The 18,247-nt window shown below is 67.4% G+C and carries 18 protein-coding genes; 5 read left to right on the top strand and 13 right to left on the bottom strand.

From position 1 onward, the window contains the following. Nucleotides 1-62: 62 nt before the first annotated feature. The 10 genes from rng to AC2EBS_RS06825 form a co-directional block, all read right to left on the bottom strand. Nucleotides 63-1,547: a ribonuclease G gene (rng, locus tag AC2EBS_RS06780; RefSeq protein ID WP_484727641.1), complete on the bottom strand. Its 1,485-nt coding sequence runs from the start codon at nucleotides 1,545-1,547 to the stop codon at nucleotides 63-65. Between the two features lie 107 nt (nucleotides 1,548-1,654). After that, nucleotides 1,655-2,254: a Maf family protein gene (locus AC2EBS_RS06785; protein WP_484727642.1), complete on the bottom strand. Its 600-nt coding sequence runs from the start codon at nucleotides 2,252-2,254 to the stop codon at nucleotides 1,655-1,657. Between the two features lie 30 nt (nucleotides 2,255-2,284). Beyond that, nucleotides 2,285-3,070 carry a substrate-binding periplasmic protein gene (locus AC2EBS_RS06790; protein ID WP_484727643.1) on the bottom strand — a complete coding sequence of 262 codons (786 nt, stop codon included), beginning with the start codon at nucleotides 3,068-3,070 and terminating at the stop codon, nucleotides 2,285-2,287. A gap of 4 nt (nucleotides 3,071-3,074) precedes the next feature. Beyond that, nucleotides 3,075-3,545, bottom strand: a complete 471-nt coding sequence (gene rlmH, locus AC2EBS_RS06795; RefSeq protein WP_484727644.1) for a 23S rRNA (pseudouridine(1915)-N(3))-methyltransferase RlmH — start codon at nucleotides 3,543-3,545, stop codon at nucleotides 3,075-3,077. 9 nt (nucleotides 3,546-3,554) lie between these two features. After that, nucleotides 3,555-4,313, bottom strand: a complete 759-nt coding sequence (rsfS, locus tag AC2EBS_RS06800) for a ribosome silencing factor (RefSeq protein WP_484727645.1) — start codon at nucleotides 4,311-4,313, stop codon at nucleotides 3,555-3,557. Then, entirely contained in the window at nucleotides 4,314-4,940 is a 627-nt protein-coding gene (gene nadD / locus AC2EBS_RS06805) for a nicotinate-nucleotide adenylyltransferase (protein ID WP_484727646.1), read from the bottom strand. Further along, nucleotides 4,937-5,872, bottom strand: coding sequence for an oxygen-dependent coproporphyrinogen oxidase (gene hemF, locus AC2EBS_RS06810; RefSeq protein WP_484727647.1), 936 nt, complete (start codon nucleotides 5,870-5,872; stop codon nucleotides 4,937-4,939). Before hemF ends, nadD begins: the two co-directional genes overlap by 4 nt. Then, entirely contained in the window at nucleotides 5,869-6,567 is a 699-nt protein-coding gene (locus tag AC2EBS_RS06815) for a 1-acyl-sn-glycerol-3-phosphate acyltransferase (RefSeq protein ID WP_484727648.1), read from the bottom strand. Before AC2EBS_RS06815 ends, hemF begins: the two co-directional genes overlap by 4 nt. Then, a complete protein-coding gene (purD, locus tag AC2EBS_RS06820; RefSeq protein WP_484727649.1) occupies nucleotides 6,564-7,844 on the bottom strand; it encodes a phosphoribosylamine--glycine ligase in 1,281 nt (426 codons plus the stop codon). Before purD ends, AC2EBS_RS06815 begins: the two co-directional genes overlap by 4 nt. A gap of 76 nt (nucleotides 7,845-7,920) precedes the next feature. After that, nucleotides 7,921-8,646 carry a YebC/PmpR family DNA-binding transcriptional regulator gene (locus AC2EBS_RS06825; protein ID WP_484727650.1) on the bottom strand — a complete coding sequence of 242 codons (726 nt, stop codon included), beginning with the start codon at nucleotides 8,644-8,646 and terminating at the stop codon, nucleotides 7,921-7,923. Nucleotides 8,647-8,761: 115 nt separating this feature from the next. Between AC2EBS_RS06825 and AC2EBS_RS06830 the strand changes: the two genes are divergently transcribed. The 4 genes from AC2EBS_RS06830 (at nucleotide 8,762) to AC2EBS_RS06845 (ending at nucleotide 12,895) form a co-directional block, all read left to right on the top strand. After that, nucleotides 8,762-10,321, top strand: coding sequence for a helicase HerA-like domain-containing protein (locus AC2EBS_RS06830; protein ID WP_484727651.1), 1,560 nt, complete (start codon nucleotides 8,762-8,764; stop codon nucleotides 10,319-10,321). Nucleotides 10,322-10,481: 160 nt separating this feature from the next. Further along, on the top strand, nucleotides 10,482-11,597 hold the full coding sequence (locus tag AC2EBS_RS06835; RefSeq protein ID WP_484727652.1) for a sensor histidine kinase: 1,116 nt from the start codon (nucleotides 10,482-10,484) through the stop codon (nucleotides 11,595-11,597). Further along, nucleotides 11,594-12,451 carry a LytR/AlgR family response regulator transcription factor gene (locus AC2EBS_RS06840; protein WP_484727653.1) on the top strand — a complete coding sequence of 286 codons (858 nt, stop codon included), beginning with the start codon at nucleotides 11,594-11,596 and terminating at the stop codon, nucleotides 12,449-12,451. Before AC2EBS_RS06835 ends, AC2EBS_RS06840 begins: the two co-directional genes overlap by 4 nt. Nucleotides 12,452-12,592: 141 nt before the next feature. Further along, complete coding sequence (locus AC2EBS_RS06845; RefSeq protein ID WP_484727654.1) at nucleotides 12,593-12,895, top strand: 2TM domain-containing protein; 303 nt, start codon at nucleotides 12,593-12,595, stop codon at nucleotides 12,893-12,895. 94 nt (nucleotides 12,896-12,989) lie between these two features. Here AC2EBS_RS06845 and AC2EBS_RS06850 read toward each other — a convergent pair whose 3' ends face one another. Then, a complete protein-coding gene (locus tag AC2EBS_RS06850; RefSeq protein ID WP_484727655.1) occupies nucleotides 12,990-16,433 on the bottom strand; it encodes a TonB-dependent receptor in 3,444 nt (1,147 codons plus the stop codon). A 387-nt stretch (nucleotides 16,434-16,820) separates the two neighbouring features. Between AC2EBS_RS06850 and AC2EBS_RS06855 the strand changes: the two genes are divergently transcribed. Continuing rightward, complete coding sequence (locus AC2EBS_RS06855; protein ID WP_484727656.1) at nucleotides 16,821-17,084, top strand: hypothetical protein; 264 nt, start codon at nucleotides 16,821-16,823, stop codon at nucleotides 17,082-17,084. A 120-nt stretch (nucleotides 17,085-17,204) separates the two neighbouring features. On the opposite strand, the gene AC2EBS_RS06860 is transcribed toward AC2EBS_RS06855, so the two are convergent. Together AC2EBS_RS06860 and dcd are read right to left on the bottom strand one after the other, a co-directional pair. After that, nucleotides 17,205-17,537: a hypothetical protein gene (locus AC2EBS_RS06860; protein WP_484727657.1), complete on the bottom strand. Its 333-nt coding sequence runs from the start codon at nucleotides 17,535-17,537 to the stop codon at nucleotides 17,205-17,207. Nucleotides 17,538-17,653: 116 nt separating this feature from the next. Then, nucleotides 17,654-18,223 carry a dCTP deaminase gene (gene dcd, locus AC2EBS_RS06865; protein WP_484727658.1) on the bottom strand — a complete coding sequence of 190 codons (570 nt, stop codon included), beginning with the start codon at nucleotides 18,221-18,223 and terminating at the stop codon, nucleotides 17,654-17,656. Nucleotides 18,224-18,247 lie beyond the last annotated feature (24 nt).

Here is an 18,247-nt window from a genome sequence, read left to right on the forward strand (position 1 = left end):
CCTGCGGCAAGTCAAATAGTCCCGCTTTTGGCTGACATTTCCGCCGCGTCACCCACAGAACGCTAGAGCAGCACGATGTCGTAGTGCTCGGTCTGGTTGGTCGGCTCGGCGGTCAGCGAGATCGGCTTGCCGATGAAGTCCGACAGGCCGGCCAGATGCTGGCTCTCCTCGTCGAGCAGCATCTCCACCACGTTGGCCGCCGCGACAACACGGAACTCCTTGGGCGAAAACTGGCGCGCCTCGCGCAGGATCTCGCGCATGATGTCGTAGCAGACGCTGCGCGCGGTCTTCACCTGGCCGCGACCCTGGCAGGTCGGGCAGGGCTCGCAGAGCATGCGCGCCAACGACTCGCGGGTTCGCTTGCGGGTCATCTCCACCAGGCCCAGCTGCGTGAAGCCGCCCAGCGTGACCTTGGTGCGATCCTTGGAGAGCTGCTTGCGGAACTCGCCAAGCACCGCAGCCCGGTGCTCGTCGCGCGTCATGTCGATGAAGTCGACGATGATGATGCCGCCCAGATTGCGCAGGCGCAGCTGGCGCGCGATGACGCCGGCGGCCTCGAGGTTGGTCTTGAACACCGTGTCGTCGAAGTTGCGCGCGCCGACGAAGCCGCCGGTGTTCACGTCTATCGTCGTCATCGCCTCGGTCTGGTCGATGATCAGATAGCCGCCGGACTTCAGATCCACGCGCCGCGCCAGCGCGCGGTCGATCTCGGCATCGACGTTGTAGAGGTCGAAGATCGGGCGCTCGCCGCGGTAGTGCTCCAACTTGGCCACCGCGTCGGGCATATAGGTTTCGCCAAACGCATGCAGCACCTCGTACTGCATCTTGGAGTCGATGCGGATCGAACCGGTGCGCTCGGTGGTGAGGTCGCGCAGCACCCGCTCCACCAGGCTCAGGTCCTGGTGCAGCAAGGTGCCCGGAGGCGAGCGGAAGGAGCGCTCGCGGATCTGCGCCCAGGTCTTGCGCAGGTAGGCGATGTCGGCAGCGAGCTCGGCGTCGCTGGCGTCTTCGGCATTGGTGCGCAGGATGAAGCCGCCACCACTACCGTTGTCACCCGGCTTGCCCACCAGCTCCTGCATGCGCGCACGCAGCTGCTCGCGCGTCTCGGGCGAGCCGATCTTCTGCGAGATGCCGATGTGCTCGTCCTGCGGCAGGTGCACCAGCATGCGTCCGGCGATCGAGATCTGCGTGGACAGCCGCGCGCCCTTGGTGCCGATCGGGTCCTTGATCACCTGCACCGTCAAGGCCTGACCCTCGAAGACCAGGCGCTCGATCGGCACCGCGGCGCCGGCATCGGCATGCGGCCCGCGCGGCGGCCCGCCGGGCTGATGCAGGTCGGCCACATGCAGAAAGGCGGCGCGCTCCAGACCGATGTCGATGAAGGCCGACTGCATGCCCGGCAGCACGCGCGCGACGCGACCCGAGTAGATATTGCCCACCAAGCCGCGCTCGAGCGTGCGCTCGACGTGCAGTTCCTGGATCGCGCCGTTCTCGACCACGGCAACGCGGGTCTCCTGCGGAGACCAGTTGATCAGAATGTCTTCCATAGCCTGCGTGGGTCCGCGGCCTTCGATGGCCCCGGCTCAAACACTGTCGCGAACACGCGCTTTCGCGTGCTCGCGACAGGGCTTGCTCACCCTGCCCCTCGCCCGGCTCAGCAGTCGATGCCGGCACGGCGCAGCAGCTGCGCCGTCTCGAACAAGGGCAGACCCATGATGCCCGAATAACTGCCTTCGATGTGTTCGATCCAACCCGCAATCGAACTCTGGATTGCATAGGCGCCGGCCTTGCCCATCGGCTCGCCGCTGGCCACGTAGCGCTGCAGCGCTGCATCGGGCACGGCGGCGAAGCGCACGTGCGAGACGCTGACTGCCTGCGCCTCCTCGTGGCCCCAGGCCAGGCTGACCGCAGTGAGCACGCGGTGCGTGTGGCCCGAGAGACGACGCAGCATCGCCAGCGCCTCGTCGGCATCGGCGGGCTTGCCGAGGATCTCGCGTCCCAGCGCCACGGTGGTATCCGAGCACAGCACCGGCAGCGCGGTCAGCCCGCGTCGGCGCAGCCGTACGCGCGCGGCATCAAGCTTGGCCGCGGTGACTCGGCGCACGTAGTCGTCGGGCAACTCCCCGGCCAGCTGCGCTTCCAACGCCTCGGCGTCCTCGTCGGGGCCGGGCAGCAGCGTTTCATGCGCAATACCCAGCTGTTCCAGCAGCTGGCGGCGGCGCGGGCTCTGCGAGGCAAGATAGATCAGGGTCATGCGGGCATGCTAGCAGCGCCAGCGGACGGCTCAGCGCGCGTAGCGAGCCTCGATGCGCTGCACCGTGCCATCCTTGTGCATCGCCTCCAGTGCCAGCCGCAGACGCTGCGCCAGCGACTCCTTGTCCGGCAGCGGCGAATTGCGCGACAGGACAAGATAGGTCGGGCGATCCGGCGCCAGCGGCCTGGGCAGGGCCTGGATGCGGTCAGCCAGACCCAGCTCGCGCGCGACGTAGCGCGTCACCACCACCTGGCCGGAGATCGCGTCCACCCGGCCGGCCACCAGCATGCGCAGGCTCTGCTCGGCGGTGGCGGCCTCGGTGATGCGGATCTGGCCCGACGCCACCTCGGCGTCGAAAGCCTCGCTGACGAAGAAGCCGCGTACCTTGCCGATATGTCGCCCGCGAAGGCTGTCCAGCCCGTCGAAGGCCAGCGCGCTGCCCGTCGGCACGAACAGCGCATAAGTGCTGTTGTGCAGTACGCCGGTGAAGATCGCGAAGCCTTCGCGCTCGGCACTGCGCAGCACCGCCATGCCGGCGTCCACGCGGCCATCGCGCACGGTCTCGATGACGCGCTTGAAGGGCGCGAGCTGGATATCGAACTCGATGCCGGTGCGCCGCGACAGCTCGGCCAAGATGTCCACGTCGATGCCGGCCGGCTGGCCGGCCACCAGATAGGAATACGGCGGAAAGGCCACGTCGCCGGCCACGCTCAGGCGCGCCGGCGTCTGCGCCGAAACGCCTGCCGCAACGGCCAGGCCCAGCGCCAGCGCAAGGCCGAGCAGAGCCGAGACGCGCTGAAAAGTGCCCCGTCTCATGCGCTCACTCGCGGTGATAGGGGTGACCGGCCTGCACCGACCAGGCGCGATACAGCGCCTCGGCCAGCAGCACGCGCACGAAGGCATGCGGCAGCGTCAGGTCCGACAGGCGCAGCATCTCGTCGGCCGTGGCCTTCAGCGCCGGGTCCAGTCCATCCGGGCCGCCGATGAAGATGGCCACATCGCGGCCGTCGGCCTTCCAGCGCTCGACTCGCTGGGCCAGCTGCACGGTGGTCTGGCGCTCGCCGCGCTCGTCGAGGATGAGGCGCCGCGCGCCCTTGGGACAGGCTGCCTCCAGGCGTTGCGCCTCGGCGGCCATCATCTGCTCGACGCTCTTGCCAGCGCCGCGGGGCTCGGCCTTGACGGCCTTGAGCTCCAGGCGCAGCTCGGGCGGGAAACGCTTGGCGAAGTCCTCGTAGGCCTCGTCGGCCCAGCGGGGTTGGCGTTGTCCGACCGCCAGCAGCAACAGCCGCATCGATCGGGATCAACCGCGCTTGGCCGCTGCCTTCTTCGCCGCAGGCTTGGCGGCGGGCTTGGCGGTGGACTTCTTCGCAGCAGGGGCCGGCTTCTTCGCCACTGCGGTCTTCTTCGCGGCCGGCTTGGCAGCACCGACCTTGACGGTCTTGACAGGCGCAGCCGCCGCCTTCTTCACGCCCACCGTGCGGGTGACCTTCTTGGCAGCCGGCTTGGCGCCGCCGGCCGCAGCCTTCTTCGCCGCAGGCGCTTTGGCGGGCGCGGCCTTCTTTGCCGCAGGCTTGGCGGCGGTCTTGGCCGCAGCCGTCTTCGGCTTCTTCTCGGTCGAACCGGCAGCGGCCTTCGTCGCGGCGGGCTTGGCCTTCTTGGCCGGCGTCCCAGCACTGGCGTCCTCGGAGGCCTTGACCAGCTTGGCTGGCTCGTCGCTGCCGAGCTTGAGCTTGACCGGCTTGCCGCCCCAGATCTCTTCCAGGTGGTAATAGTCGCGGATGGCCGGCTGCATGATGTGAACGACGGCGGCGCCGCAGTCCACGATGATCCACTCGCCGTTGTCCTCGCCCTCGGTGCGCATCACCTGCATGCCGCGCGATTTCACCGTCTCGCGCACGCTGGACGACAGCGCCTTGGTCTGGCGGTTGCTCGTGCCCGACGCGATGATCACGCGCTCGAACAGCGGCGACAGTTGCTCGGTGTTGAATACCACGATGTTCTGGGCCTTGACGTCTTCCAGACCATCGACGATGGCACGCTGCAGCTTACGAATGTCCATTCAGTTCTCGCTCCGTGAGCCACCAGGGGCTCCGTAAAGGCGGTGCTGGGCAATATACCCCGCGACCGCATCGCCCACCATGGGGCGGATGTCTGTGCCGCGCGACGCGGCGTCGCGCACGGCTGTTGAAGAAATCACGCTGGGCGGCATTGCCACCGGCAGCATGCGATGCGGTACGGCCGCAACCTCGGCGCTGGGCGCGATCGCCGCGTCAGCGCGCGCCGCCACCGCCAGCGTCACCAGGCCCAGCAGCGCCTGCCACTCGCGCCAGGTGTGCAGCCGGGCGTACTGGTCCTGACCGATGAGAAGAAAGACCTCCTCGCCCGGATGCTGGGCCAGCCGCGCACGCACGGTGTCTATCGTGTAGCTGGCGCCATCGCGCTCCAGCTCGCTGTCGTCCACCGCGAAGCGCGGCTCATCCGCGATCATCAGGGCCACCATCGCGCGCCGGTGTTCGGGCGAGGCCAGGCCGCGCCCGGTGCCAGCTTGGAGCTTCTGCCACGGCCGCCCCGCCGGCAGCCACAGCAGCCGGTCCAGCCCCAGCTGATCGAGCGCGCAGCGCGCCAGGCTCAGATGGGCCAGATGGACCGGATCGAAGCTGCCGCCGAAGAGACCGGTCTTGCTCACAACCAGAGGTGGCTGGGCTGCTCGTGCGCCCAGTCGCGCGGGCGCAGGAAGTCGGTGTAGAGCTTGGCTTCCGGCGTGCCTGCCTCGGGCTCCCACTGGTAGCGCCACTTCACCAGTGGCGGCATCGACATCAGGATGGATTCGGTGCGCCCGCCGCTCTGCAGGCCGAACAGCGTGCCGCGGTCGAAGACCAGGTTGAACTCCACATAGCGGCCGCGGCGATAGGCCTGGAAATCGCGCTCGCGCTCGCCATAGGCATAGCCCTGGCGCCGCTCGACGATGGGGGCATAGGCCGGGATGAAGGCGTCGCCCACCGAACGCAGCATCGCGAAGGCCGCGTCGAAACCGCCCTCTGCGTAGTCGTCGAAGAACACGCCGCCGATGCCGCGCGGCTCGCCGCGGTGCTTCAGGAAGAAGTACTCGTCGCACCAGGCCTTGAAGCGCGGATAGAGCTGCTCGCCATGCGGGTCCAGCGCAGACTTGCAGGTCTTGTGGAAGTGCTGGGCGTCGCGCTCGTAGCCGTAGTAAGGCGTCAGGTCCATGCCGCCACCGAACCAGACCACCGGTGCCGCACCGGCCGGCAGCGCGGCGAACATGCGCACATTCATGTGCACCGTCGGCACGAAGGGATTGTGCGGGTGCAGCACCAGCGAGACGCCCATGGCCTCGAAGGGCGCGCCGGCCAGCTCCGGGCGATGCTGCGTGGCCGAGGGCGGCAGCACGCGGCCACGCACATGCGAGAAGTTGCAGCCGCCGCGCTCGAAGACGGCGCCGTTCTCGATCAGTCGCGTCAGGCCATCGCCTTCCAGACGCCCGCCGGGCTCGCGCTCCCAGCCATCGCTGATGAAGCTCTGGCCGTCGATGCGTTCCAGCGCGCCGACGATGTCGCGCTGCAGGCCGAGCAGATAGTCGCGTACCGCTTGGGTATTCATTGCAGTCTCCGTTGCCTTTCCTTCTTGTTGTTCTTGCTGTCGTCCAGGCGAACCGGGCCAGCGCACTCCGGTCGGCAGCCGCGCACGCCGTCGAGATGCTGGGCCATCAGCGCGAAGTCGGCCTCGGCCACGCCGCTGGGCTCGATGTAGTCGGTCAGCGCCACGGTGCGGCGGCCGAAGTCCAGCGTCGCCAAGCCGATAGGCACGCCGGCCTGCAGCGCCACATGATAGGCACCAGAGCGCCAACCAGCTGTCGGCGAGCGTGTGCCCTCGGGCGCCACCGCCAGCCAGAACATCTCGCCGCGCTCGCGCGCCGCGCGCAGCTGCGCCACGGTGTCAGCCACCAGGCCGCCGCTGTTGCCGCGGTTCACCGCGACGCCTCCCAGCCAGCGCAGCCACGGCCCGAAGACCGGCACGCGGAACAGGCTGGCCTTGCCCCAGAAGCGCACCTGAATGCCCAACGCCCACTTGGCAAGGATGCCGACGACAAAGTCCCAGTTCGAGGTGTGCGGATAGACCATGATCACGCCCTGCGCGCCGGCCAGCCCGGCAAAGCGCACGCGCCAGCCGAACAGACCCAGCAGACCGCGGGCGATCAGGCTGCCGCGCGAGGGCGTGGGGATCAGCGTGCCTTGCCAGCGGCGCGGCGCACGCGCCAATGCCGCCTGCGGCGCTTGCTGCAGTACCGTGCTCAACGCTTGACGGCCCGATGGCCGATGTCACGGCGGTACTGCTTGCCATCGAACTGGATGCTGCCCAGCGTGTCGTAGGCGAGCTGCTGCGCGGTGCGCACCGACTCGCCCAGCGCGGTCACGCAGAGCACGCGGCCGCCCGAGGTGAGCAGCTGACCATCCTTCTCGACCGTGCCGGCATGGAAGACCATCACGTCCTCGCTGTCGGCAGGCAGGCCGCTGATCGCATCGCCCTTACGCGGATTGAGCGGATAGCCGTCCGCGGCCATCACCACACCCAGCGCCACGCGGCGGTCCCACTGCAGCTCGACCTGATCCAGCGTGCCGTCGGTGGCGTGCATCAGCACCTCGAACAGGTCGGACTTCAGCCGCATCATGATGGGCTGCGTCTCGGGGTCACCCATGCGGGTGTTGAACTCCACCGTGCGCGGCTGGCCCTGGGCGTCGATCATCAGACCGGCATAGAGGAAGCCGGTGAACGGCACGCCGTCGCGGGCCATGCCCTGGATGGTCGGCACGATGATCTCGTGCATGGCCTTGGCATGCACATTGGGCGTCACCACCGGCGCCGGCGAGTAGGCGCCCATGCCGCCGGTGTTCGGACCCTCGTCGCCGTCAAGCAGGCGCTTGTGGTCCTGGCTGGTGGCCAGCGCGAGCACGTTCTTGCCGTCACACAACACGATGAAGCTGGCTTCCTCGCCCTCGAGGAACTGCTCGATCACGACGCGGGCGCCACCCTCGTTGTGCACGACGCCGAGCTTGTTGTCCGCCAGGATCCAGTCGATTGCCTCGTGCGCCTGCTGCAGCGTCATCGCCACGACCACGCCCTTGCCCGCCGCCAGGCCGTCGGCCTTGATGACGATGGGCGCGCCCTGCTTGTCCACATAGGCATGGGCCGCGGCCGGATCGCTGAAGGTCTCGTAGGCCGCGGTCGGGATGCCGTGGCGCTTCATGAAGTCCTTGGCGAAGGCCTTGCTCGATTCCAGCTGCGCGGCCGCCTTCGTCGGACCGAAGATGCGCAGGCCGCGGGCGCGGAACTCGTCCACCACGCCGGCCGCCAGCCAGGCTTCGGGGCCGACCACGGTCAGCGCGATCTTCTGCTCTTCAGCGAAGTCCGCCAGCGCCTTCACGTCCGTCAGTGCGACGTTCTTCAGCCGCGGGTCGTGCGCAGTGCCGCCGTTGCCGGGGGCGACGAAGACCTGGCTGACGCGCTCGCCCTGGGCGAGCTTCCAGGCCAGCGCATGCTCGCGGCCGCCGTTGCCGATCACCAGGACTTTCATGCCGACCTCCGCTGGGCCGTCCCAAGGAGGGCGGACGCCCCCGCGGGGGGCAGCGAGTGAATGCGAGTGTGGGGGCTCATGCTTCGATGCTCGCGTTGTGGAACACGTCCTGGACGTCGTCCAGGTCCTCGATCACGTCGAGCAGCTTCTGCATGCGCGCGGCGTCGTCGCCGGTCAGCTCGATGGTGTTCTCGGCACGCATCGTGACTTCGGCCATCTCGGGCTTCAGGCCGGCGGCTTCCAGCGCGTTCTTCACCGCCTCGAAGTCGCCCGGCGCGGTCAGCACCTCGATGGCACCGTCCTCGTCGGTGATCACGTCCTCGGCGCCGGCTTCCAGCGCCACCTCCATCACCTTGTCTTCCGAGGTGCCGGGCGCGAAGACCAGCTGGCCGCAATGCTTGAACTGGAAGGCCACCGAGCCTTCGGTACCCAGGTTGCCGCCGTACTTGCTGAAGGCGTGGCGCACTTCGGCCACGGTGCGCACACGGTTGTCGGTCATGCAGTCGACGATGATGGCCGCGCCGGCTATGCCGTAGCCCTCATAGCGGATTTCCTCATAGGTCACGCCGTCGAGGTTGCCGGTGGCCTTGTCGACGTTGCGCTTGATGTTGTCGGCCGGCATGTTGGCGGCCTTGGCCTTGTCAATGGCCAGACGCAGGCGTGGGTTCATCGCCACGTCGCCGCCGCCCTGGCGGGCCGCGACGATGATTTCACGCGTCAACCGGGTCCAGACCTTGCCCCGCTTTTCGTCCTGTCGACCCTTGCGGTGCTGGATATTGGCCCATTTGGAATGACCTGCCATTCGCTTCTGCTCCTGACGAGCGCAAGCCGGCCCTGCTGGGCCGGCGCCTCGGTGTTTGTTGGATAGACTGGCCGCAATTTTACCCGGCGACACATCGTCCCCCTGGAGAGCACCCATGGCCGACCCCATCCTGCTGGCCCGTCACGGCGAGACCGAGTGCCTGCTGCTGCCTGCGCTGGCCAACCGCCACGGCCTGATCACCGGCGCCACCGGCACCGGCAAGACCATCAGCCTGCAGACGCTGGCCGAGAACTTCTCCAGGATCGGCGTGCCGGTCTTCATGGCCGACGTGAAGGGCGACCTGACCGGCATCTCGCAGGCCGGCAAGCCCAGTGAGAAGCTGCTCGCAGTGTTGAAGGACCGAGGCATCGAACCGCCGACGCCCCTGGCCTGCCCCACGACGCTGTGGGACGTGTTCGGCGAACAGGGCCACCCGGTGCGCGCCACCGTGTCGGACATGGGCCCGCTGCTGCTGGCGCGCATGCTGGCGCTCAACGAGACCCAGGCCGGCGTGCTCAACCTGGTCTTCAAGATCGCCGACGACGCCGGCATGCTGCTGCTGGACCTGAAGGACCTGCGCGCGATGCTGCAGCATGTCGGCGACAACGCCAGCCAGTACACCACCGAGTACGGCAATGTCAGCGCCGCGTCGATCGGCGCGATCCAGCGCGGCCTGCTGCAGATCGAGAGCCAGGGCGGCGACAAGTTCTTCGGCGAGCCCATGCTCAATATCGCGGACTTCATGCAGACCGAGGGCGGCGCCGGCGTGGTGAACATCCTCGCCGCCGACAAGCTGATGGCGGCGCCGCGCCTCTATGCCACCTTCCTGCTGTGGATGCTCTCGGAGCTGTTCGAGACCCTGCCCGAGGTGGGGGACCTCGACAAACCCAAGCTGGTGTTCTTCTTCGACGAGGCGCACCTGCTCTTCAAGGACGCACCGGCGGCGCTGGTCGAGCGCATCGAGCTGGTCGTGCGCCTGGTGCGTTCCAAGGGCGTGGGCGTCTACTTCGTGACGCAGAACCCGCTGGACATCCCCGACACCGTGCTGGGCCAGCTGGGCAACCGCATCCAGCATGCGCTGCGCGCCTTCACGCCGCGCGACCAGAAGGCCGTCAAGTCGGCGGCCGAGACCATGCGACCCAAGCCCGGACTGGACATCGAGGCGGCGATCACCGAGCTGGCCGTCGGCGAAGCGCTGGTCAGCCTGCTCGATGAGAAGGGCCGGCCCAGCATCACGGAGCGCGCCTATGTGCTGCCGCCGGGCAGCCAGATCGGCCCGATCACGCCGCAGCAGCGCGCCGCGCTGCTGCAGAACTCGCTGGTCGCCGGCGTCTACGAGAAGGCGGTGGACCGCGAGTCGGCCTACGAGCAGCTCAAGGGCCGCGCCGCGGCCTCGGGCCAGGCCGCACCTGCCGCGGGCAACGGCGGCGCCAAGGCCGGCCCAGCAGGCCCAGTGGGTCAGCAACCCGCCCCGGCCGAAGGCAGCGGCAACGCCATGCTCGACGGCCTGAAGGACGTGCTCTTCGGCTCCACCGGCCCGCGCGGCGGCCGCCGCGAAGGGCTGGCCGAGGCGGCGGCCAAGTCGGCGATCCGCAGCATCGGCTCCTCGGTCGGGCGCGAGATCGTGCGCGGCGTGCTGGGCTCGCTGCTGGGCGGCGGCTCGCGGCGGCGTTGAACGCAGCCATCGTCCGCCCTCGACGTTCACGCCCTGCGCCTGCAGCTCACGACGCTGCAGGCGGCTTCGTCGCATGCCGCTGGCAGGCGGAGCTCAGAGGCACCACAGTCCGGCCGGTCCAGCAAAGCGTCCGACATGAACCTCCATTCCGCCGTCTCGCATGAACCCGGCAACTGACCGCACTCACTCCTGGTTGCACCACATCCTGCGCCAGCTGGCCATCGTGGCCGGCATCACGCTGATCGTCAGCACTGGCCTGGTCATCGTCTTCGGCCAGTCCTGGCGGCCGACGCTGATCTACAGCGCCTTCATCAGCGTCAGCTGCGCGCTGTGCGTGCAGGGGCTGCGTTATGGCTGCGGCTGGCTGCTGGCGCAGCGGCGCGGGCCCGATGCGCGCGCATCCGACTGGCCAGGCTGGCCGGCCATGATCTTCAGCCTCGTGGCCGGAACATGGATCGGCTACACGCTGGGCAACGAGCTGGCCAATCTGGTGACCGGCCACCAGTCGGCCGGCCTGCACAACAGCACGTTGCGCCGTGCGCTGACCATCATGCTGATCTCGCTGCTGCCGGGCTTCGCGCTGACCTTTTACTACGTCGGCCGCGGCCGCATCGAGGCGGCCGAGGCGCGCGCGCAGACACTGCAGCGCCAGGCGGCCGAGGCGCAGCTGCGCCTGTTGGAAGCGCAACTGGAACCGCACATGCTGTTCAACACGCTGGCAAACCTGCGTGTGCTGATCAGCCTGGACCCGCAGCGCGCCCAGGACATGCTGGACCATCTGATTGCCTTCCTGCGTGCCACGCTCAGCGCCTCGCGCGTCGGCAGCCACACGCTGGCCGAGGAATTCGCACGGCTGAAGGACTATCTGGCGCTGATGCAGGTGCGCATGGGTGCCCGGCTGCGTCCCCAGCTCGACCTGCCGCCCGAACTGGCCGGCCTGACCCTGCCGCCGCTGCTGCTGCAGCCGCTGGTCGAGAACGCGATCAAGCACGGCCTTGAGCCGCATGTGGAAGGCGGCGAGCTGCGCATCAGCGCAGCCCTGCAGGAAGACCAGCTGGTGCTGCGCGTGCGCGACACCGGCGCCGGCTTCCATCCGGGCGGGGCCGGCACCGGCACGCAGTTCGGCCTGGACCAGGTGCGCGCGCGGCTGGCGGCCCAGTACGGCCCGAAGGCCCGTTTCGAGATCGGCGCCGCCGACGACGCGCAGGGCGGCACCCTGGCCTGCATCACACTGCCACGACTGCTGGCGGCACCAGCGCACGAGAGCACCCCATGAACCCTGCCGACACCACCGCAAACCCGCACGCCACCGCCCTGATCGCCGAGGACGAGCTCCTGCTCGCCGAGCAGCTGCGCCAGGAGCTCGGCCGCCTGTGGCCGCAGCTGGAGATCGTGGCGATGGCCGGCAACGGACCGCAGGCACTGGACGCCGCGCTGCGGCGCAAGCCCGACATCTGCTTTCTGGACATCCGCATGCCCGGCATGACCGGGCTGGAGCTGGCCCAGGCGCTGGCGGAGGACTGGCCCGAAGGCCAGCCCTTGCCGCTGATCGTCTTCGTCACCGCCTATGACCAGTACGCGCTGCAGGCTTTCGACAGTGCAGCCATCGACTATGTGCTCAAGCCGGTGCAGGCCGAGCGACTGGCGCGCTGCTGCGCCCGGCTGCGCGAAGCCCTGGGCCAGCGCCGCAGCGGCCAGGACGGCGGCACGGCTGAAGCCGGCATGCTGGCGCAGCTGCGCCAGCTGCTGGCTGCACCCGGGCTGGGCGCTGCCGGCTCGCCAGCCGCAGTGCTGGCGCAGCCGCAGCCGCTGCGCCTGCTGCAGGTGGCCACGGGCAACGCGATCCAGATGGTGCCGGTCGCCGACATCGTCTACTTCGAGGCCGCAGACAAGTACGTGCGCGTGCTCACGGCAGATCGCGAGTACCTGGTGCGGGCCTCGCTGCGCGAGCTGCTGCCGCAGCTGGACATGCAGCAGTTCTGGCAGGTGCATCGCAGCACCATCGTGCGCATCGACGCTGTGGAACGCGCATTGCGCGACGAGTCCGGCCGGCTGACGCTGCATCTGCGCCAGCGCCCAGAACGGCTGGCGGTCAGTCGCATGTATGCGCAGCAGTTCAAGGGCCTGTAGCCGCGAACGCTTCGCGCCTCGGCGCTGTCGCCTCGCGACGCCGGCTTGCCGTTCGTCGCTTGCGGATGGTGCGGCGGCGTCGGCGGCGGGATCATGCAAGCCATCGACCCGCCGCGGTCATTTCTTCAGGGAGAAAGCAGCATGGACATGATGGACAAGCCGGAAGACAAGGACAGCCGCCTGATGCGGGAAGCGAAGCGCCGCGTAGGCCTGAAGATGGGCTTCCTGACCCACCTGCTGGTCTTCGTGCTGGTCAATGTCGGATTGTTCGTACTCAATGGCTGGACCGGCGGCCACCGCTGGCACCAGTTCCCGCTCTACGGCTGGGGCCTGGGCCTGGCCATCCACGGCATCGTCACCCTGATCGCGCTGCAAGGCGCGGGCATGGAAGAGCGCATGCTCGAGCGCGAGCTCGAGAAGCTGCGCCGCAAGCAGCAGCAATAGGGCGAAAAAAAAAAGAGCGGCCGCCGTGGCGCCGCTCTTCTCTTCAGGCCTGCCGCCCGAGCGCGATGCACTCAGGCGGCGCGGTTCACCGAGATCAGAACTCGTAGCGAGCGGTGATCTGGATCGCCCACTGCGACTCGCCCTTGACCTGACGCAGGGTGTAGTCGGTCACCGAATTGTTCACCGCGTAGACGTAGTTGCCGTTGGCATCCACGCCGGCGTAGTTCACGAAGCCGCGACGCTGGCCACCACCGGAGTTGAAGCCGATCTCGTTGATGCGGCCCCAACGGCTGTGCAGCAGGTTGCCGAAGTTCAGGATGTCGAAGCTCACCACACCCTTGTGCTTGCTGGTGAAGCCCGGCACTTCCTGGCTCAGGCGCAGGTCGAAGGTGCTCACAAACGGCGAGAAGCTGCCGTTGCGGCTGACCACGCGGCCCTTGGAGCTGCTCAGCTCCGGGCTGGCGTTGACGATGTCCCAGAAGCGTGCTTCCGCCGCAGCACGGTCGGCAGCGGTGGCACCGGCAAACACCACGCCAGAGGCACCGGGTGCCGACGGGATGTACATGAGGTCATTGCCGCTGACGCCATCGCCGTTCATGTCGTTCAGGTAAGTCCAGCTGTACGGCTTGCCCTTGCGACCTTCGTAGAACAGGCCGACGGTCGTCTTGTACTTCTCGACGAAGAACTTGCTCCAGTTGACGGCAGCGCTGATACGGTCGCGCACCAGATAGGCCGAGTTCGCATCGACGTCCTCGTTAGGGTTGAAGACTGCGCGCGAGTTGAAGTTGGAGTTGGCCACCGACGAGGTCAGCGGGCTCACCTCGGTCGCGTCGGTGCGCGTGTAGGCCACTTGCCAGCCGAAGCCGTTCCGAACCGGACCGGACAAGGACAGCGTGATCGCGTCGCCGCCGCCCTTCTTGGTCTCGGAAGCCATCAGCACGTTGTTGTAGGCCGCATTGCTGAGCGCGCGAGCGCGCGAGCCCGAGCAGGCGCCGCTGGTCGACAGGGAGCCGCTGGTGTTCCAGCAGGCCGGGTTGTAGGCCTGGGGCATCCAGAACATCTGACGACCATCCACGCCAGTCTTGGTGGCGCCACCCAGGTTCAGGTGCTGGTAGTAGATGCCGCTGTTGACCTTGGTGTGCACCCACTCGGCGCCAGCCACCAGGCCGAACCAGGGCAGCTCGGCGTCGTAGGCGACATTGAACTTCCACACCGAGGGCTGACCCATGCCGGGCGCGAGGAAGTCCACGTTGGCCGCCGGCTGGTTGCCGGTGAAGTTGGTCGGCTGGTTGTTCGGATCGACGCTGAGCACGCCGCCGGTGGCCGGGCAGGCGCTGAAACCGGACGTGCCGCAAGAGATGATGCGTGTGGCCAGGCCGGTGTTCGAGTACGGGTTCGAAATCCAGACGTTGGCAGCTGCACCCTGGAACAGGCCCAGGCCGCCGCGCAGCTGCGACTTGCGCTTCTCAACCGGATCGAAGGCGTAGTTGAAGCTCAGGCGCGGCTGCACCAGCTTCTCGCCGTCCACGCTACGCGAGTTGTCCAGGCCGAAGCCGCCAGTGTTGCGTGCGACGGTGCTGGCGCCGGTGACGCTGCCGGCCACCAAGGGCTGAGCAGCGGCGGCGTTGTAGGTCGGCTTGTCCGAGGTGGAGAGCTGGTCCACGCGGGCGCCGGCGGTCACGGTCAGCTGCTTGTTCACCGTCCAGGTGTCCTGCAGGAACAGGCCGGTCGTGTCCAAGGTCCAACGTGCAGCACCCTGGGCCAGCGTGGTGCCGGCCACCGGCACCTGCACGGTGAAGCTCGACGGACGCCCGCGCAGGAAGTTCTCCAGCACCGCAGCTTCCATCTGCGCCGCGGTGGCGGTGCTGCAGTTGATCGCACCGAAGCTGTAGGTGAAGGTGGCCGACGAGTTCTCGCACCCGAAGGTGTAGTTGCCCTTGGTGTCCTGGAAGAAGGCGTTGAAGACCTTGTTGCGCTCGATGTCGGCGCCAAACTTCAGCTCATGGTCGCCCAGCAGCCAGTTTGCGCCGAAGTAGGCGTTGGTGGTCTTGGTGTCGAGCTCGTTGAAATGACGGCTGCGCTCAGTGCCGAAGTTCAGGAAACGCGTGCCGGTGTTGACACCCGCCGGCGAGCCGGCAGGCGCGGGGCCGGTGAAGCGCAATGCCATCGCCGGCAGGTTGGCGTTGTTCTCGGGCACGCTGTTGTAGTCGCGGCTCGAGACCTTCAGCTCGGTGGAGAAGTTGTCCGTCCAGTCGGAGAACAACTGAGCGACCACCGTATCCAGCGTCTTCACCTGCTGGTACCAAGCCGAGGTCAGCTGCAGGCTGGTCGTGCTGTAGCCGCCGAAGCTGCCGCCGTTGGTCTCGCTCTGCTCGGTGCGGGCAAAACGCACATTGGCGCGGTGCTTGTCGCTGATGTTCCAGTCCAGCTTGAGCAGCGCGTCCTTCACGTTGAGCAGCGATTCGCCGCGCGGATCGCCGACGTCGATGCCGTACTGGCTCTTGGCCAGGTTCTTCAGCTGGTCGATGGCCGACTGCGAGATGGCGACGTTCGTCAGCTCAGAGCCGACCGGGCCAAATTCAGGCTGGGCACGGTTGCTCTTGAGTTCCTCGACGCTGGCGAAGAAGAACAGCTTGTCCTTGACCAGCGCACCGCCGAGCGTGGCGCCCACGGTGGTTTCCTTGAAGGGTGCAACGTCGAACTTCGTGCTGTTGGCACGGTTGAAGCGCTGGCCGACCAGACCGTCGTCGCGATAGACGTAGTAGACGCTGCCCTTGAGGTCGTTGGTGCCGGACTTGGTGACGGCGTTGATGTTGGCGCCGGTGTAGCCCTGCTGCGTCACATCGAAGTTGGACAGGTTCACCTGCACCGACTGGATCGCGTCGATCGAGATCGGCTGCTTGGCCGTCGGCAGGTTGTTCGCTTCCAGACCGAAAGTGTCGTTGGTACGCACACCGTCGATGGTCACCGAGTTGAAGCGCGAGTTCTGACCCAGCGCGGAAATTTCGCCACGCTCCTTGTCCGTCTGCGCAAGGCGCGGATCGATACGGGCGTAGTCCTGCAGATTGCGCGCGATGGACGCATAGGCGTCGATCTCCTGGCGCCCCAGGCTGGTGCCGGCGCCGGTCGCGCCTGCGTTGAAACGACCCAGCGACGCGCTCGAGCCGGTGACGGTCACGGCGCTGAGTTGCTGGGCGCCCAGACGCAGGTCGAGATTCAGACTCTCGGCCAGAGCGAGGAACACGCCGTCACGAGCTTCGCGGGCATCGCCCTTGACGACCGTGATCGTGTAGGGGCCGCCGACGCGCAGACCGCGCGCCGCATAGCGACCTTCCGCATCGGTCACCACGGTGTTGGCCGAACCCGACTCGCGATGCACGATGGAGACGCTGGCGCCAGCCACGGGCTTGCCGTCGGTGCCGACCACGCGCCCGCCGATCGCCGCGGTGGTGTTCTGCGCCAGAGCTGGAGCGGCGGCGACGATCGCCGTCGCCGCTGCCAGGGCGGTTCTCGCGAAGAGAGAGTAGTTGCTGTTCATTTCAATGACTCCAACAAGAGAAAGGCATGCCGCGCCCAGTCTGGGCCGTTGTACGTGAATCTAGCAGCCAACCGAGTGCAAACGTTTGGGATCGGAAATTTCCAACACCGAGAAACTACCCACTTGTGCGCGGCACCCGCTTATGGCTGCCACCATTGTCCATTCCGTTGACCGCCAGTCGACCGTGAGCCGATTTGCAAGTTCGATGCCAATGAAGCCCGGACATCGCCTTGCGGCAGCGGCGGAGTGTCCTCAGCCAATGTGTAGCCAAGATGACAAGTCCCGCCGCAAACACCTGATTGCAGGGCTGGACGACCGCATTTCGGCTGGCGGACGAGGCGCAGATGCGTCATAGTGGCTGACACCAAACTGACACCGAGGTGCAGCATGACGCTCAAGCAACTCGCACAGATCAAGCGCTGGCTGGTGTTGCACGGCGAGCAGCATCGTGTCGAGCTGGAGGCCTGGAACCTGATTCTGAGCGCCTGGGTCGTCGGATGGGTGGCGCTGCCGGGCACATTGATGCTGCAGGCTTGGCTCTTGCTGCCCGCCCTGCTGCTGGCGACCCTGCTGCCGCACTTGTATGTGCGCTCGCGGCAATTGCTCCACCGCCAGGGCCGGCTGCGCTGCGACTGGCTCTGTGCCGTCTGAATCCCTCCGAATCAGACGGGCGGCCACGAACAAAAGCCCTGCATCGCAGGGCTTCGTCATGCGACCCGCAAACCCATCAGGCTGCGTCGAGGCGGGTGCAGCAGGGGTCGGAGGGCGCGCTCAGTGCACCAATCCGATCCACTCACCGGCCTGCTGGTAGCGATCGAAAAGCCGCAGGGCGCGTTCGCGCAGCAGCGGATTGGCACAGGCATGCGCCGCGGCCAGGCGCTCGAGCGCATAGAGGCGGTCGTAGAGCATGCGGGTGGGCTGCAGGCTCTGCCCTTCGGCCTGTAGCAGGGTCTGCAACTCCATCAGCTCCGGCAGGGAAACGGCACCAGCCACCGGCATGCCGAGGTCCAGGCTTTCGACCGTGACGCCCAGGTTCGCGCCGAAGTCGGGCAGCGTCGGCACGATGTGGGTGCCTTCTGGCAGCAAATGCAGCGGAACGATCATCGGACACTCCAGGCAGTGGACTGGTATGTCGAGCATCTTGCCGCCTCGGCGCAAAACTTGAGCACGAAAAAGGGGGGCGAAGTCCCCCTATTCCTGCCCTCGCTGGGGCCTTGTGCTCAAGTCTTGGGAAGCGTCACGCCGCGCTGACCCTGGTACTTGCCGCCGCGGTCCTTGTAGCTGGTCTCGCAGACCTCGTCGCTCTCGAAGAACAGCACCTGCGCGCAGCCCTCACCAGCGTAGATCTTGGCCGGCAGCGGCGTGGTGTTGCTGAACTCCAGCGTCACATAACCCTCCCACTCGGGCTCGAATGGCGTGACGTTGACGATGATGCCGCAGCGCGCGTAGGTACTCTTGCCCAGGCAGATGGTCAGCACATTGCGCGGGATGCGAAAGTACTCCACCGTGCGCGCCAACGCGAAGCTGTTGGGCGGGATGATGCAGACATCGCTCTCCACGTCGACAAAGCTCTTCTCGTCGAAGTTCTTCGGGTCGACCACGGTGCTGTGGATGTTGGTGAACACCTTGAACTCGCGCGCGCAGCGGATGTCGTAGCCGTAGCTGCTGGTGCCGTAGCTGACGATCTTGTGACCGTCCGGCGCGTTGCGCACCTGGCCCGGCTCGAAGGGTTCGATCATGCCGTGCTGCTCGGCCATGCGGCGGATCCACTTGTCGCTCTTGATGCTCATCTCGCAGAAGGCTTTCTTGACGGA

The organism is Roseateles sp. T103 (assembly GCF_057219915.1).

Excerpts from the sequence above, each read along its gene's own strand:
- AC2EBS_RS06860 (WP_484727657.1), bottom strand. The coding sequence starts at position 17,537 with ATGATCGTTCCGCTGCATTTGCTGCCAGAAGGCACCCACATCGTGCCG.
- purD (WP_484727649.1), bottom strand. The coding sequence starts at position 7,844 with ATGAAAGTCCTGGTGATCGGCAACGGCGGCCGCGAGCATGCGCTGGCC.
- rlmH (WP_484727644.1), bottom strand. The coding sequence starts at position 3,545 with ATGCGGCTGTTGCTGCTGGCGGTCGGACAACGCCAACCCCGCTGGGCC.
- AC2EBS_RS06825 (WP_484727650.1), bottom strand. The coding sequence starts at position 8,646 with ATGGCAGGTCATTCCAAATGGGCCAATATCCAGCACCGCAAGGGTCGA.
- hemF (WP_484727647.1), bottom strand. The coding sequence starts at position 5,872 with ATGAATACCCAAGCGGTACGCGACTATCTGCTCGGCCTGCAGCGCGAC.
- AC2EBS_RS06855 (WP_484727656.1), top strand. The coding sequence starts at position 16,821 with ATGACGCTCAAGCAACTCGCACAGATCAAGCGCTGGCTGGTGTTGCAC.
- AC2EBS_RS06790 (WP_484727643.1), bottom strand. The coding sequence starts at position 3,070 with ATGAGACGGGGCACTTTTCAGCGCGTCTCGGCTCTGCTCGGCCTTGCG.
- rng (WP_484727641.1), bottom strand. The coding sequence starts at position 1,547 with ATGGAAGACATTCTGATCAACTGGTCTCCGCAGGAGACCCGCGTTGCC.
- AC2EBS_RS06840 (WP_484727653.1), top strand. The coding sequence starts at position 11,594 with ATGAACCCTGCCGACACCACCGCAAACCCGCACGCCACCGCCCTGATC.
- rsfS (WP_484727645.1), bottom strand. The coding sequence starts at position 4,313 with ATGGACATTCGTAAGCTGCAGCGTGCCATCGTCGATGGTCTGGAAGAC.
- AC2EBS_RS06850 (WP_484727655.1), bottom strand. The coding sequence starts at position 16,433 with ATGAACAGCAACTACTCTCTCTTCGCGAGAACCGCCCTGGCAGCGGCG.
- AC2EBS_RS06845 (WP_484727654.1), top strand. The coding sequence starts at position 12,593 with ATGGACATGATGGACAAGCCGGAAGACAAGGACAGCCGCCTGATGCGG.
- AC2EBS_RS06785 (WP_484727642.1), bottom strand. The coding sequence starts at position 2,254 with ATGACCCTGATCTATCTTGCCTCGCAGAGCCCGCGCCGCCGCCAGCTG.
- AC2EBS_RS06835 (WP_484727652.1), top strand. The coding sequence starts at position 10,482 with ATGAACCCGGCAACTGACCGCACTCACTCCTGGTTGCACCACATCCTG.
- AC2EBS_RS06830 (WP_484727651.1), top strand. The coding sequence starts at position 8,762 with ATGGCCGACCCCATCCTGCTGGCCCGTCACGGCGAGACCGAGTGCCTG.
- dcd (WP_484727658.1), bottom strand. The coding sequence starts at position 18,223 with ATGAGCATCAAGAGCGACAAGTGGATCCGCCGCATGGCCGAGCAGCAC.